The following is a 13,749-nucleotide window of genomic DNA, read 5'->3' on the forward strand; positions in this document are numbered from 1 at the left end:
CACCTCATCACGCTCCTCACACCTCTTCGACGGGCCGGGCCGCCGCTGCCCTGTCTCCCCTGGCGCCGAGGCGGGCCGACTGGCGGGCACGGGCCGCCTCAGTCTCGCGCCGGGTCCACCCCGTTCGCTCCGACCGTCTCGAGAAAGTCTGCAGTGAGGGCGTACAGGTGGGCGAAGGCTTCCCAGTCGAGCGTCTCCGGCACATCGTCGAGAGCGTGGTAGGGCTGGGTGCCGTCCTTCGTGAGCAGGTAGAGCGCAGGCACGCCCTGCGCCGCGAACACGGCGTGGTCCGAGTTGGGCCGGTTGGACCGCGCCACCAGCGGCCCGAGGCCGAGGGTCTCGTTCACGGCCACCAATCGCTCGAACAGGTCCGGGTGGTCGCGGCCCCCGAACGCGACCAGCCCGTCCTCCCCCGACGCCGCCATGTCGAAGTTGAGCACGAACCGAACGGCCCCGAGACCGTCGCCGAACGCCGCCGCGAGCGCCTGCGCGCCCACCAGCCCGACCTCCTCGGCCCCCAGCGCGGCGAACACGACCGTGTACGGGAGCGGCTCGCGCGCCACCCGCTTGGCCAGCGCCAGCAGCAGCGCGACGCCGCTGGCGTTGTCGTTGGCGCCGGGGAAGTAGACCTCCGGCCCGAACGATCCGAGGCCGTCGTAGTGGGCCGTGACGAGCAGGACCGAGTCCGGCCGCACAGTGCCCGGGACCGCGCCCAGCACGTTGTAGCCGGTCACCGGCCGGTTCTGCTCCGCGTCCATGCGAAAGTCGACGGTCGCAGGCGAGGTCCACGCCTCCCGGCGGACGTGGAAGACGGGCAGCTTGGCATCATAGAACGAGGTCCCGAACAGCGGCGCGTCGACGAGGTGGACGACCGCGCTCGCGCCCCGGAGGAACGCGATCTCGTAGCGCGCGACTTCGGAGAGGTAGGCCTGGGGGACATTCTCGTCGCCGACGAGCGAATCCGGGACCGCGGCCGACAGTACCACGACGCGCCCCTCGACCGGGCGTCCCGCGTACGCATCGATCCCGGCCGGCGGCACGACGACGCCGCTCCCGACGTCGAGGGCACCCACCGCGGTGCCAGCGCCCGCCGCCGTACTCGGGTACGGGAGCAGGTCGGAGCCCAGGACGAGCGGAGTGCGGTCCATCGTCAGCACCGGCACGTCGGTCACGACGTCCGCCTCGTACGGGAACGGGTGGCGCCACGCCGGCCCGAGAGGCTGGAGACCCGCCGCCTCGAACCGGCCTTCCAGGAACTGCGCCGCGCGGGTCGCCCCGTCGAACGCGAAGCCGCGACCGTGGTACCGCGGCGCCGCGAGGGTGTCGACGACCGCGCGGGCGGCGTCGAGGTCGAGGTCCGCGGGCTGGGCGGCGAGGGCGACCGGCAGCAGCGCCAGGACCAGGAGGGCGACTCGCATGAGCTAGTCGCGGCCCGGCAGGTGCAATTCCACCGGGTCCGGCGTGGCCGCCTTGAGCGTCCCCTTCGAGATGATGGTCGTGCCCTTGTTGCCTCGGTTGGTCACTTCGAACTTGGTCGTGCGAACGATCTCGGTCCGCCCGCGGCTGGTCTCGACCTCCAGGCCGCGGCGCGCGGCGTCGGAGAGGGCCATGCCGAGGACGCGGTCGTCCTTGCCGTCCAGGCGCATCGCGATGACGCCCTTGGCGGCGCTCTTGAAGACCGGGATCTGGGGCACCGGGAAGATCAGCGCGCGGCCCTGCCGGGAGGCCAGGCACACGTTCTCCGACCCCGAGGCCACTTCCGCGTTGACGACCCGCTGGCCCTGCGCGAGCCGCATCATCACGCGGCCGTTCTTGTTGGACGGGTCGAGGAACGACTCGACCTCCAGGCGCACTGCCAGCCCGTCGCTCGACACCGCGACCGCGTACGGCCCCACCGTCACGTCCTCGGCCGGGGGCGCGCCGTCGCCGGAGAACAGCTCCGGCTGGGGCACCCCGCCCACCTCGGGCACGCCGACGGGCATCACGCGCGCGTCGAAGGAGGCGACCCCGACGACCGTCTCGCGGTCGGCGAAGTCGAAGTACTTCTGGACCGGGTCGCCGTAGCCGGTCGTCTGCGGGAGGTCGTCCACGCGGATCGTGTAGCAGCGCCCGGCCGAGCTGAAGAAGCCGATCGTGTCGCGGGTGGAGGCTGCGAGCGCGTACAGCACCCGGTCGCCCTCTCGCACGCGGATGGCGTCGAGGTCGGTGTAGGAGCGCTGACGCTTCACCCAGCCGTCCTTCGTCACGATGACGTAGACGTCCTCCTTGATGATGTAATCCTCGGCGGCGTACTCCACGACCGCGTCCGGCCCCTCAATGTGGGTTCGGCGCTCGTCGGCGAAGCGCTTCTTCATGTCCCGCAGTTCGCTGCGGACGATGCGCCAGCGGCCGTCCTCGTCGGCGAGGAGGGCGCGGATCTCGGCGGCGCGGGCCTCCTTCTCGGCCAGTTCCTTGAGGATGGCGTCGATCTCCATCTGGGCCAGCCGGTAGAGCTTGATCTCCAGCACGGCATCGGCCTGGACCTCGTCGAGGCGGAAGCGGTGGCGCAGGCGACCGTTCGCGTCGGCCTTGTTCTTGGAGGCGCGGATGAGCTTGATGGCCTCGTCGAGCGCGTCGAAGATGATCGCGAAGCCCTTCAGAATGTGGATCCGCTTCTCCAGCGCGCGGAGTTCGTGCTCCAGCCGCCGGGTGACCACCTCCAGACGGAAGTCGAGGAAGTGGCGGAGCGCCGTCCGCAGGTCCACCTTCTCGGGCGCGGCGACCTCCGGGTTGTCGGTCGGCACGAGCGCCGTCATGTTGACGTGGAAGCGCGTCTGGAGCGGTGTGTGCTTGAAGAGGTAGGCCATCGCCGCCTCCGGGCTCGACCCGCGCTTCAGCTCCAGTACGATCCGGACGTCCTCCGTCGACTCGTCGCGGATGTCGACGATCTGGGGCACCTTCCCCGCGCGGATGTGGTCGGCGATCTTCTCGATCAGGTCGCCCTTCTGGACGGCGTACGGGATCGAGGTCAGGATGACCGTCCCCTTGCCCTCCATCTCGTACTCGCCGCGCAGGTCGACGGCGCCCTCGCCGGTCTCGTAGATCCTGGCCAGCTCCTCGGGCGTGTTCAAGATGCGCCCGCCGGTGGGGAAGTCGGGCCCCTGGACCGAGGCCAGCAGCGTCTCCAGGCGGGCGTTGGGGCTCTTGATGAGCGCCAGGCAGGCGTCCACCACCTCGCCCAGGTTGTGCGGCGGCACGTTGGTGGCCATGCCGACCGCGATGCCCGTCGCACCGTTGATCAGGAAGTTCGGGACCGGCGAGGGCAGGACGACGGGCTCGAAGAGCTGTCCGTCGTAGGTCGGCCGGAAGGCGACGGTGTCTTGCTTGATCTCACGAAGCAGTTCGGCGCCGAGGGCCTTCAGCCGTGCCTCGGTGTAGCGCATCGCCGCGGGGCTGTCGCCGTCGAGCGAGCCGAAGTTGCCCTGGCCGTCCACCAGCGGTGCGCGCAGCGACCAGTTCTGGGCCATGCGCACCATCGCGTCGTAGATGGCGGTGTCGCCGTGCGGGTGGTACTTGCCCATCACCTCGCCGACGATGGTGGCGCTCTTGCGGAAGCGCGCGTCCGGCTGGAGCCGGAGGTTGGTCGCCATCGCGTAGAGGATGCGACGCTGGACCGGCTTGAGGCCGTCGCGCACGTCGGGCAGCGCGCGGCTCGTGATGACCGAGAGGGCGTAGGTCAGGTACCGCTCGCGGGCCGTCTCGTGAAGCGGGATCGTGTCGACGACGGGCATTTTTCGATGTCTGGGGGGATGCCGCAAGGTAGCGTCCGCCGCTGACACCTTGCGTCATACCATCCACCTCGGGCCCTCTGGCGGGAGACCGGAGCGGGCGCTACGGCACCGTGACGAACGCGGTCGCCTCGCGGACCAGCGGCGCGGTGAACGTCCCCTCGGGGTACGCCCCCACGCGGTCCCACGTCCCGACGATGCGGCGGTCGTCCAGGCGCTCGCCCTCCAAGATGTAGAGGACCCCGCGGTCGTGGTCGTCGCCGCGGATGTCGCCATCGAACAAGTACAGGCGAATGCCTTCGCAGTCGACGCGGCCACGGACGGAGCCGCCTCCCTCGGGGAAGCGGTCGGAGGGGTCATCCAACTCCCACCGGCCGCTGAAGCCTCCACCGAGCGGGCACGGGTCGTCCGGGTAGACCACGTCGGAGCCGATGTAGGTGAGCCCGATCCGTCCGGTCGCGGGCGGCGTCCCCTCGACCCAGTCGAGCGAGAGGGCGTGCACGCTCAGGTAGGCGTCGTCGAAGGGGTCGCCGTCGCCGACCAGCGAACAGCCGGCCAGGGACAGGAGAGCGAGGGCGACGAGGGCACGCATGGGTTCACAGACGAAAGAGAAACGAGACTAGCCCCGCGCCGAGACGACGACAAGGTCATGCGCGCCTGCCCTGCGGTCCCGTCACGCGCCGTTCATCCCGACCGTGAACACGTCCTCGCCGCCCTGGCGCGGCTGGAGCGCCACGATGCCCGCGCGGGCCAGCATCACGAGCGCCTTGGACGCCTTCCACGGCGGCATCGTGGTCATGCGGGCGTACTCGCGGACGGTGATCTGCTCGTGGCGGTCGAGGTACTCGAGGAGCCGCCGCTCGGCGTCGCCGAAGGTGAACGTGACCGCGTCGCCGCGCCCCTCCGCCTTCATCAGCGCCACCGCCTCGCGGCTCGCCTCGACCGACTGGTCGGCCACGCGGACGAAGGCGCGCTGCTTGGGGAGCGTCCCGTCGGGGCGGCGGTCCGGCTTGAGCACGTGCGGGCGGTCCATCGAGGCCGGCACGTGGACCACGAGCACCTCGCGCGTGCGGCTGATGCGGACCGGCTCGAAGCGGAGGTCGACGGGCGGCAGGATGCGGTCGGCGAGCGCAGTCTGGAGCGCGAAGAACTCCTCCTGAGCGTCCTTGACGCCGAGCACGGTCCCGTCGTCGTCGACGCCGACGAGCACCGTGCCGCCATCGGTGTTGGCGAGCGCGATCACCTCGCGGGCGATCCGCTCGGGGCGCGGCACGCGGTTCTTGAACTCCAGCGTCCGCCCCTCCCCCATCGCGGCCAGCCGCTTGACATCGTTGGAGGTCATCGAGGGTGCGTGGGGCGGTGAGCGTGGGCGGAGGAAGGGGCCGTGCCCTCCCCGACTCGGATCCTAGGCCTCCGTTCCGTCGAAGGCCGGGCCGAGGTGGGCGGCCTCCAACGTGGGGTCGCGCGCCATCAGTGCCAGGACCGCCGACATCGGGTCGAGCCCCTCGAACAGGATCGCGTGGACGGCCTCCGTGATGGGCATCTCGACGCCGTGGCGCCGGGCCAGTTCGCGCACCGACTGCGTCGTGCGGACGCCCTCGACGACCATCGTCGAGTGACCGAGCGCCTCGGTGGTCGTCTCGCCCGACCCGACGCGCTCGCCGAAGGCGCGGTTGCGGCTGTGCCCGCTGAAGCACGTCACCACGAGGTCGCCCAGTCCGGCCAGCCCGGCGAACGTGTGGGCGTCGGCGCCCATCGCCAGCCCGAGGCGGGTGATCTCGGCGAGGCCGCGCGTGACGAGCGCCGCCTTGGCGTTGTCGCCCAACCCGAGCCCGTCGGCCATGCCCGCGGCGACCGCCATCACGTTCTTGACCGAGCCGCCGATCTCGACGCCCACCAGATCGGTGTTGGCGTACACCCGAAGGGCCGGGCGCATGAACAGCGCCTGCACGAACGCCGCCACGTCTGCATCGGGGAACGAGGCGACGACGCTGGTCGGGCGGCCCAGCGCGACCTCCTCGGCGTGGCTCGGCCCGTACAGCACGCCGACGCGCGCCGGGTCGGCGGCGGGCAGCACCTCGCGGAGCACGCCGCTGGTCGTCAGCAGCGTCTCGTTCTCGATGCCCTTGGCGACCGAGATCACAGTCAGGTTGGGTGTGACGCGGTCGGCGAGCGGCGCCATCACGCCGCGGACGGTCTGGCTGGGGACGGCGACGAGCCAGACGGTGGCACCGCCCAGTGCAGCGTCCAGGTCGGCCGTGACGGTGACCGAGGCGGGGATCGTGGCGCCGGGCAGGTACGGCGCGTTCTCGCGCGTGGCGGCCATCTCGGCGGCGGCCTCCGGGCGACGGGCCCAGAGCGCGACGGCATGCCCGCCGTGGGCGAGGCTGATGGCCAGGGCGGTGCCCCAGCTTCCGGCGCCGAGGACGGCGATGCGGGTCGGTGTCATGGCCTCAGAATAACGGGGGGCGACGCGGGCGGCGTAGTCCGAACGGACCCCCTACGCCGCGACGACGCTCCCGATGGCGAAGGCGGGTTCGCCGAGCGCGCCGAGCACCGTCAGTGCCCGCTCGACGGCGTCCGGCCGCACGACCGCCACCAGGCCAACGCCCAGGTTGAACGTCCGGCGCATGTCCTCCTCCGGCACCTCGCCGACGTCCTGGATCAGACGGAACAGCGGCGGCACGGTCCACGCGTCCCAGTCCACGTCGAGCGCGAGGCCGTCGGGCACGATGCGGCTCGTGTTGCCGACCAGCCCGCCGCCGGTGACGTGGGCGAAGCCGTGCGCGAGGTCCTCGGCGATGAGGGCCTGGATAACGTCGAGGTAGCTCCGGTGGACCCGCAACAGCGCCTCGGCGACGGTCGCCCCGCCGAGCGCCTCGGGCGTGTCGCCTGCCACGAACCGCTCGAAGAGCACCTTGCGCGCCAGCGTGTAGCCGTTCGTGTGGAGGCCGGTCGACGGCAGCCCGAGCAGTACGTCGCCCGCCTCGATGGCGCTTCCGTCCACGATCTCGTCCCGCTCCACGACGCCCACGATGGTGCCCGCGAGGTCGTACTCGCCACGCGCGTAGAGGTCGGGCATCTCGGCCGTCTCGCCGCCGATCAGCGCGCAGCCGTTCTCGGTGCAGGCCGTCGCGAAGCCCTTCACGACCGCCTCGACCACGCTCGGCCGGATCTGCCCGGCGGCGAAGTAGTCGAGGAAGAACAGCGGCCGGGCGCCGCACACCGCGATGTCGTTCACGCAGTGGTTGACGAGGTCCTGCCCGACGGTGTCGTGCCGGTCGACACGTTGGGCCACCTTGAGCTTCGTGCCGACGCCGTCCATGGACGAGACCAGCACGGGGTCGCGGTACTGGTCCTTGTCGAGGGCGAAGAAGCCGCCGAACGCGCCAATGTCGGTCAGCACGCCGGGCGTGAACGTGCCCCGCACGTGACCCTTGATGCGGCGAACCGCCTCCTCGCCCGCGTCGATGTCGACGCCCGCTTCCTTGTACGTTGCCATCGGGGGTGCGCGCGCGGCGCGGTGTGAGCCCCGAAACTAGGGAGGCCCGGCGCCAGGCGGCGTGGAGAGTGTGGACAGGTGCGGAGATGGCAGATAGCAGGCCCCCGCCCCGCCGACCTCGATGCCGAGGCAGACACGATCACGGCCCGACCGTCCCCCAGACCGGGCGCTGCGGTGCGACCTTCCGACCCGTCCCCATTGTCCTGCCATGCCTTCCTCCCCTCTCGTCGGTCTCGCGATGGGCTCCAAGTCCGACTGGCCCACCATGGAGGCCGCCGCCGACGTGCTCCGCCGGTTCGGCGTCCCGTTCGAGGCGCGCGTCCTCTCGGCCCACCGCACGCCGGACGCCATGGCCGACTACGCGCAGACGGCGCGGTCACGCGGCCTCAAGGTGATCGTCGCGGGCGCGGGCGGCGCGGCGCACCTGCCCGGCATGATCGCGGCCTCGACCACGCTGCCCGTCATCGGGGTGCCCGTCCAGACGCGGGCGCTCGACGGGATGGACTCGCTCCTTTCCATCGTCCAGATGCCCGGCGGCGTGCCCGTGGCGACCGTCGCCATCGGGCAGGGCCTCAACGCGGGCCTGCTGGCCGTCCAGATCCTCGCCACGGCCGACGCCGCGCTGGCGGACGCGCTCGAGGCCTACAAGGCCGAACTCCGCGACCGCGTCGGTGCGATGGACCGGGCGGTCGCGGAGAAGGCGGAAGGGACTGCCCCGGCCTAGCGGACGACCGTCGCCGTCCGCGACACGACCCCACCGGCCTCGGTGGTCGCGCGGAGGACGTAGACGCCTGCCGGGAGCGACCGAAGGTCCACCGGGATGCGCGTCTCGCCCGAGGCCACGGAGCCCGACCGGACCTCGGCCACCCGGCGGCCAAGCGCGTCGAACACCTCCACGGTGGTCGGCGACGAGGCGGTCAGGGTCACGGAAAACACGCCCACGGACGGGTTGGGCGCCACGCTCAGCGCAAAGGCGTCCGTGGTCGGGTCGAGCGCGACATCCGTCTGCCGGGGGTCCGCGGCGTAGGTGTAGAGGTAGCGCACCGAGGGCCGCCAGTCAGACGCTCCATCGGGGTACACCTCTTGCAGGTAGGAGGTCGGCCGGGAGAAGGGGTCGAGGTCCAGGGTCTTCCGGACCCTCGCCACCAACCCGCTGCCCACGCTCCGCGGGAGTTCCTGGATGGCGACCGCCCGGCTCCCTTCGTTGGAGTAGGTCACCGTGTGACGCTCGACCAGCTTCCAGGTCGAGCCGTCCCGGTCGAACGCCTCGTGCAGGACGATCCCGTAGGGCCCGTAGGCCATCGCCGTGCTGTCCGCCTCGACGTAGGCGCCCGCCGTCTCGTCGTAGTTCCGCGTGACGACGCTCGTCCGCCGCCCGTCGCCATCGAAGGTCGAGGCGGTCAGGCGGTACGGCGTGGCACCGGGCTCGGTCCGGAACCGGCACAGGATGCGGTTGCCCGCCGCGTCGAGGTCGCTCTCGAAGACGATGTCCGTCGCCCAGCCGCTGGCGTAGCGCTCGAACAGGTACCCGGCCAGGGTGCCCGCCTCGGTGTAGTCGTAAGCGTAGCGGCGGTTGGGGCCCCAGCCGGAACCGGTCCAGTCCTCCCGGGCCTCGTAGGTCGGGTACGGCGAGGCCCCGTAGCCCAGCGTGTCCCGCTGGTACGGTCCGCCGCCGGACGCCATGTAAACGTGCTCCAGCATGCGTCCCTGGTCATCGAACGCGAACGTCTCGGCGTCCACGGGCGTCGGCCAGCCCGACCCGTCGCCGTCGGACCACCGGGAAAACAGCAGCGTGCCCGCCGTGCCGCCTTCGCTGGCGACGTACTCCCGGCGCGTATCGTTGACGAGCGCGGTCCCGTCCCAGTCCTGCTGGACGAAGACCAGCCCCTGCGCCACGTTGTCGGCGGACGAGGATTCGAGGGCGTCGAACCGAAACGTCGCCGGACACCCGGACTGGGCGGACGACGGCGCCGCGATCAGGAGAGACAGGAAGAAGCCGGCCAGCAGAGAATGGCGAAGCAGCATGATGTAGGGGGAAGGGGGTGTGTGGTCAGACTAGCGCCTCCTCTCCACCCGTCGGGCAGTACAAACCTACCAGGGGCGCGATTTCGCCCTGTTTGCTATTCCAGCAACAGATCTGTCTCCCGATCCGCCGACAGACCAGAGATCCGGTCGCGGACCGTCACGGTGAGCGTGTACAGCCCCCGCTCCTGACCGGTCGCGTCGAGGAAGAGGTACACCGCGTCGTCGGCGCGGTCGCCCTGGACCTCGAAGGCCGACGAGACGGCCGCGCCGTCGCCGCCGAAGACGCGGCGCGCGAGGCGGCGGATGCCGGTGGACGTGTCCTTCGGCCGGAGGCTCGCCTCGACCTCGTAGTCGGTCCGCCCGTCGGTCATGCCGAGGCCGTAGGGCTCGAAGTAGAGGTAGACCGGGTCCCCGACGCGAAAGACGCCCCACGGGGCAGGCTGCACCGAGACGCCGTCGCGGAAGACGCGGCCGGGCACGGCGCGGTCGGCCTCCTGCGCGTCGTAGGCCAGCAGCACGTCGGAGAGCCGGAGGCCCGTGCCACCGAAGTCGGGCACGTCGACGGCGCGGCGCTGGACGGCGCCCGTCTGGCCCGAGGCGGTCTCGAACTCCAGCGACACCTCGTAGCCGTCGCCCGGGCGGGCGCTCATCGGCTCGGTGCTGGTCCACAACCGCGTCTGGTCGAACGGCACGATCTGGGCGCCGCGGAGCCCATAGACGGTCCGCCGCCGTTCGATCAGCATCTCTCGGCCCGGGCCGATCAGGAACGCTCCCGTCTTGACGGTCACGTCCACGTCCTCCTGCACGCCCTCCGACGGGGTCTCGCTCTCGGAGACTGGGATCCCGTAGTTGACGTAGAGGTCCGTCCGGCCGCCCTCGCCCTTGAACGCGGCGACCCGGTACGGCAGTTCGACCGCGCGGCCGGGCGTCTGGAACGCGTAGCGCTCGGGCCGACGGCGCACCTCGGCCTGGGCGATCAGCGCGAAGTCCATCGCCGACGGGTTGCGAACCGACTGCAGGCCGTACACGTCCGCGGGCAGCGAGTACAGGCGGAACTCGCCGGTTCGGTTCGGGTCCTCGAACACGAAGCGAACGCCGTCGCCGTAGTCCCACACGTTGAAGCGGTTGGAGAGGCCCACGCCCGCGGGCGCGTCCGGGTCGATGGCGAAGGCCTCGTCGCGCCCCGCGAACTGCTCGACGACGAGACCGAGGCCGCCCTCAATCACCACGTCGGTCTCGGGTGGCCCGTAGCGGACGTGCAGCCGTCCACGCTCAGTCTTCCAGCCAGGCAGGTCGAGGTCGTCGGACCGGTACAGGAGGTCGGCGGTGACGAGGCGGGCGTAGTGCTCCGTGCGCCGCTCGTTGACGGTGTTGAGGTAGCGCGGGTCGCGGCTGGTCCAGTAGCGGTCCGAGAACCCGTCCGGGTCGGCCCGGAAGGCGTCCCACTCGTCGGGCGGCAGGATGAGGGTCAGGTCGGTGTAGGCCGCGCGGGTCTCGCCGTCCATGTAGTCGAGCGCGCGGCTGAAGGCGATGTCCGCGGCGTCGTACTGTCCGAGACGATGGTTGACCAGCCCGGCGTAGAGCCACATCCCCGCGTCCTCGGGGAACTGGACGTACATCTCGGCGAGGTCGGGCAGCGCCTCCTCGAAGCGCCCCGAGAGGGTCGCGAGGCGGACGACGTGGTCGTACACCGGTCGACGCCGCGGGTCCGAGGCGAGCGCCTGCCGGAGGTGGCCGATGGCCCGGTCGTACGACGCCTGCGCGCGGGGCGCGTAGTCGGTCACCGACACGCCGCGGCGCCGCAGCTCCTCCACGTCGAACCGGTCCTGGATGTCCTCGCCGAACTGCCCTTCGAGGGCTCCCTCGATTCCCCCTCCGAAGCCGCCGAGACCCGACTCCTCGGAGGCGATGGGGATCTCCACGACCCGCCCGCCCTCAGCGGCCGAAGCGGCCTCCACGTTGGGTTGCGACACCTCCTCCCGCTGCCGCTCTCCGACGGAGCGGTAGGCCAGCCCCGGCAGCTTGATCGCGTTCCGGTACTGGTAGTAGTCGACGATGGCCTGCACGCCCAGCTCCTCGTGGGCGTACGCGTTGGTGGAGTCGATGGCGAGCAACTGGGCGGCGATCTCGCGACGCCGACGCTGGCGGAACATCTCCTGGAAGAAGTTCCACGCCGCCCCCCGGTACTGCTCCAGGTTGGCGACCAGGTAGACCATGTTCTGCGGGTCGAGCGCGACCGCGGCCTCGATCTCGCGCCCCGCGCGTGCCTCGTCGCGGGCCGGGTTGCGCGTGTCGTACAGGACACGGCCGAGCAGGTAGTGCGCCTCGGCGTTGTCGGGGTCCTGGTCGACGACGCGGCTCAGGATGCGGACGGCGTCGTCGAATCGCGCCTCGCGGTACGCCTCGCCGCCCCGCTCGAGCGCGCCTGTGTCCTGGGCCGAAACCGGGATCGCGGTGGCGAGGAGCAGGACGACGACGAGAGAAGCGAAGGCGCGCATCAGACAGAAGGAAGGCCGGGAATCAACGCCCCACGGGGGGGCGGAGTTGTGCCGGGGACGAGCAGTGCCCCAACGTGCGCCTCGGGCGGCGCGCGGTCAAGGCACGACGGGCGCCCCCTCTACCGCTCCTTCATGATGCGGTCGAGCCGACGCTTCGACTCCCGATCGTTGATCGTCTGCCGCTTGTCGACGGTCTTCTTGCCGCGGCCAAGGGCGAACGACACCTTCGCCTTCCCCCCCTTGAAGTAGAGCTTCAGCGGGACGATGGTCATGCCCTTCTGCTCGGTCCCCTTGCGCAGCTTCTCGATCTCGGCCTTGTGGAGCAGCAGGCGCCGCATCCGCCGCGGCTCGTGGTTCGCGTACCCACCCATCTCGTAGGGCGGGATCGTGCAGTTGACCAGGTCGACCCCGGTGCGGCCGAGCTTGATGAACGCCTCGGCGAGTTGAGCCGACCCCTGGCGGAGCGACTTGACCTCCGAGCCGGTCAGCACGATGCCGGCCTCGAAGTGGTCCGTGAGCTCGAAGTCGTACCGCGCGCGGCGGTTGGTGACGATCGTCTGGATGCCGTCGGCCATGCGGGGTCAGAGGGAGAAACGCGGAGGGGAGCCCCGTGAACGCCAGCAAGGGCGGACCGGGTTCACGGCATCGGTGCACGGACCGCCTACCAGCCGCCGTCCCACGATCTACGCGTCCTCGTCCTCCTCGTCGTCGTCCGGGTCGGAGGGCAGCTCCAGGTACGGAATCGGCGGGACCTCGGAGAGGGTGCCGGTCGCGAAGAGGTAGTCCGCGAGCTGGTCGAGGCCGTCGGTGGCGTAGCCGTCGAGCGTCAGCTGGTAGGCGCCCACGCCGTCGTGGAAGAGGGCTTCGTTGACCGGTGCCTCCTGCGCCGCGGCGCGGAGCCGAAGCCCGTCGACGGCGCTCAGCGTGCCCTCCAGCGCGGCGAGCAGGCCCCACGGGTACGGGCGGAGCGTCAGGTCGGTCCACTCCTGGCCGGGGTCCAGCACGAAGGCGTTCGACGGGACCTCGTCCTCGTAGTCGACCAGCGCCGCCGAGGAGGTCCGCAGCACGTCTGCGAGCGGCGTGGCGGGATCGCTCAGGGCGAACGCGGCCGTCGAGCCGTAGTGCTCGCGCAGCACGAGCTGGGTGAGGAGCGCCTCCTGCGCGTCGCGCGGGTCGAAGGCGATCGTCTCGATGGCATCCAGCTGACTACCGACGACCAGCCGCCGACGGGGGCTGCGCTCGCCGGCGAGCACGATGCCGGGGACCACTTCCAGGCCCGTGTATCCACGCAGCACGTCCAGCGTCGGAACAAGCGCGAGGTCCGCGCCGCCACTGTCGAGCGCCGGGCGCGCCTCGTGCGGCTCGATCTCCACCACCTCGGTCACGAGGTCCGCCAGAGCGGACGCGAGGGCCCGGGCGGGCGGGACAGGCCAGATGGCGAGACGCATGGGGTGGGCAAGGGGCTGGGTGAAGGGGAACGGAGCGTGAGGCTCGGTGCCTCTCGCCCGGTGCCCCCTGCCGCGCGCCCTTTACTTGCGGCGACGCTCGGTGATGCGGGCCGCCTTGCCGCGGAGGCCGCGGAGGTAGTAGAGCTTCGCCCGGCGGACGCGGCCGTAGCGGACCACCTCCAACTTGGCGATGCGCGGGCTCGCGAACGGGAAGATGCGCTCCACGCCCACGTTGCCCGAAATCTTGCGGACCGTGAACGACTCGGCCACGCCGCCGTTCTGGATCGCGATCACGACGCCCTCGAAGAGCTGGATGCGCTCCTTGTCGCCCTCGATCACGCGCACGTGAACGCGGACGGTGTCGCCGGCGGCGAAAGTGGGAATGTCGTCGCGGAGCTGGGTGGCCTCCACGAGGCCCATGAGGTCGGTCGCCATGATCGGTTCGGTCTGGGTTGGGTGCGCGCCAAACATGTCGCGGGCGCGAACAGGGAAGGTAGGGAGCGGCTCGG

At 71.2% G+C, this 13,749-nt stretch carries 12 protein-coding genes; 1 reads left to right on the forward strand and 11 read right to left on the reverse strand.

The annotated features are described in order from the left end of the window. Positions 1 to 98: 98 nt before the first annotated feature. The 6 genes from B1759_RS06025 to purM all read right to left on the reverse strand — a co-directional run bounded on the left by B1759_RS06025 (position 99) and on the right by purM (position 7,269). Entirely contained in the window at positions 99 to 1,418 is a 1,320-nt protein-coding gene (locus B1759_RS06025; protein ID WP_095514122.1) for a M28 family metallopeptidase, read from the reverse strand. Positions 1,419 to 1,421: 3 nt separating this feature from the next. Continuing rightward, a complete protein-coding gene (locus B1759_RS06030) occupies positions 1,422 to 3,770 on the reverse strand; it encodes a DNA topoisomerase (ATP-hydrolyzing) subunit A (RefSeq protein WP_095514123.1) in 2,349 nt (782 codons plus the stop codon). Between the two features lie 100 nt (positions 3,771 to 3,870). Further along, on the reverse strand, positions 3,871 to 4,359 hold the full coding sequence (locus tag B1759_RS06035) for a hypothetical protein (RefSeq protein ID WP_095514124.1): 489 nt from the start codon (positions 4,357 to 4,359) through the stop codon (positions 3,871 to 3,873). A gap of 81 nt (positions 4,360 to 4,440) precedes the next feature. Continuing rightward, a complete protein-coding gene (locus B1759_RS06040; protein ID WP_095514125.1) occupies positions 4,441 to 5,109 on the reverse strand; it encodes a helix-turn-helix domain-containing protein in 669 nt (222 codons plus the stop codon). Between the two features lie 63 nt (positions 5,110 to 5,172). After that, a complete protein-coding gene (locus B1759_RS06045; RefSeq protein ID WP_095514126.1) occupies positions 5,173 to 6,216 on the reverse strand; it encodes an NAD(P)H-dependent glycerol-3-phosphate dehydrogenase in 1,044 nt (347 codons plus the stop codon). Positions 6,217 to 6,267: 51 nt separating this feature from the next. Next, entirely contained in the window at positions 6,268 to 7,269 is a 1,002-nt protein-coding gene (purM, locus tag B1759_RS06050) for a phosphoribosylformylglycinamidine cyclo-ligase (RefSeq protein WP_095514127.1), read from the reverse strand. 208 nt (positions 7,270 to 7,477) lie between these two features. On the opposite strand from purM, the gene purE reads away from it, so the two are divergent. Further along, on the forward strand, positions 7,478 to 7,993 hold the full coding sequence (gene purE / locus B1759_RS06055) for a 5-(carboxyamino)imidazole ribonucleotide mutase (protein WP_095514128.1): 516 nt from the start codon (positions 7,478 to 7,480) through the stop codon (positions 7,991 to 7,993). Here the strand turns inward: purE and B1759_RS06060 are convergent. The 5 genes from B1759_RS06060 to rplS form a co-directional block, all read right to left on the reverse strand. After that, positions 7,990 to 9,294 carry a T9SS type A sorting domain-containing protein gene (locus B1759_RS06060; RefSeq protein WP_095514129.1) on the reverse strand — a complete coding sequence of 435 codons (1,305 nt, stop codon included), beginning with the start codon at positions 9,292 to 9,294 and terminating at the stop codon, positions 7,990 to 7,992. The two genes, purE and B1759_RS06060, sit on opposite strands and share 4 nt — an antisense overlap. A 95-nt stretch (positions 9,295 to 9,389) precedes the next feature. Beyond that, positions 9,390 to 11,792, reverse strand: a complete 2,403-nt coding sequence (locus B1759_RS06065) for a GWxTD domain-containing protein (RefSeq protein WP_095514130.1) — start codon at positions 11,790 to 11,792, stop codon at positions 9,390 to 9,392. Positions 11,793 to 11,911: 119 nt separating this feature from the next. After that, positions 11,912 to 12,367 (reverse strand): SsrA-binding protein SmpB, encoded by a 456-nt coding sequence (gene smpB / locus B1759_RS06070; RefSeq protein ID WP_095514131.1) that lies wholly within the window; start codon positions 12,365 to 12,367, stop codon positions 11,912 to 11,914. 108 nt (positions 12,368 to 12,475) lie between these two features. Next, positions 12,476 to 13,240, reverse strand: a complete 765-nt coding sequence (locus tag B1759_RS06075; protein ID WP_095514132.1) for an MqnA/MqnD/SBP family protein — start codon at positions 13,238 to 13,240, stop codon at positions 12,476 to 12,478. A gap of 81 nt (positions 13,241 to 13,321) precedes the next feature. Further along, positions 13,322 to 13,675, reverse strand: a complete 354-nt coding sequence (gene rplS / locus B1759_RS06080) for a 50S ribosomal protein L19 (protein ID WP_095515065.1) — start codon at positions 13,673 to 13,675, stop codon at positions 13,322 to 13,324. Between the last annotated feature and the right edge of the window lie 74 nt (positions 13,676 to 13,749).

Source organism: Rubrivirga sp. SAORIC476, from assembly GCF_002283555.1.
Taxonomy (GTDB): domain Bacteria; phylum Bacteroidota; class Rhodothermia; order Rhodothermales; family Rubricoccaceae; genus Rubrivirga.

Bases quoted from the DNA above. Each gene is read 5' to 3' on its own strand.
- B1759_RS06075 (WP_095514132.1), bottom strand. From the start codon at position 13,240: ATGCGTCTCGCCATCTGGCCTGTCCCGCCCGCCCGGGCCCTCGCGTCC.
- B1759_RS06035 (WP_095514124.1), bottom strand. From the start codon at position 4,359: ATGCGTGCCCTCGTCGCCCTCGCTCTCCTGTCCCTGGCCGGCTGTTCG.
- purM (WP_095514127.1), bottom strand. From the start codon at position 7,269: ATGGCAACGTACAAGGAAGCGGGCGTCGACATCGACGCGGGCGAGGAG.
- B1759_RS06030 (WP_095514123.1), bottom strand. From the start codon at position 3,770: ATGCCCGTCGTCGACACGATCCCGCTTCACGAGACGGCCCGCGAGCGG.
- B1759_RS06065 (WP_095514130.1), bottom strand. From the start codon at position 11,792: ATGCGCGCCTTCGCTTCTCTCGTCGTCGTCCTGCTCCTCGCCACCGCG.
- B1759_RS06060 (WP_095514129.1), bottom strand. From the start codon at position 9,294: ATGCTGCTTCGCCATTCTCTGCTGGCCGGCTTCTTCCTGTCTCTCCTG.
- purE (WP_095514128.1), top strand. From the start codon at position 7,478: ATGCCTTCCTCCCCTCTCGTCGGTCTCGCGATGGGCTCCAAGTCCGAC.
- B1759_RS06025 (WP_095514122.1), bottom strand. From the start codon at position 1,418: ATGCGAGTCGCCCTCCTGGTCCTGGCGCTGCTGCCGGTCGCCCTCGCC.
- rplS (WP_095515065.1), bottom strand. From the start codon at position 13,675: ATGGCGACCGACCTCATGGGCCTCGTGGAGGCCACCCAGCTCCGCGAC.
- smpB (WP_095514131.1), bottom strand. From the start codon at position 12,367: ATGGCCGACGGCATCCAGACGATCGTCACCAACCGCCGCGCGCGGTAC.
- B1759_RS06040 (WP_095514125.1), bottom strand. From the start codon at position 5,109: ATGACCTCCAACGATGTCAAGCGGCTGGCCGCGATGGGGGAGGGGCGG.
- B1759_RS06045 (WP_095514126.1), bottom strand. From the start codon at position 6,216: ATGACACCGACCCGCATCGCCGTCCTCGGCGCCGGAAGCTGGGGCACC.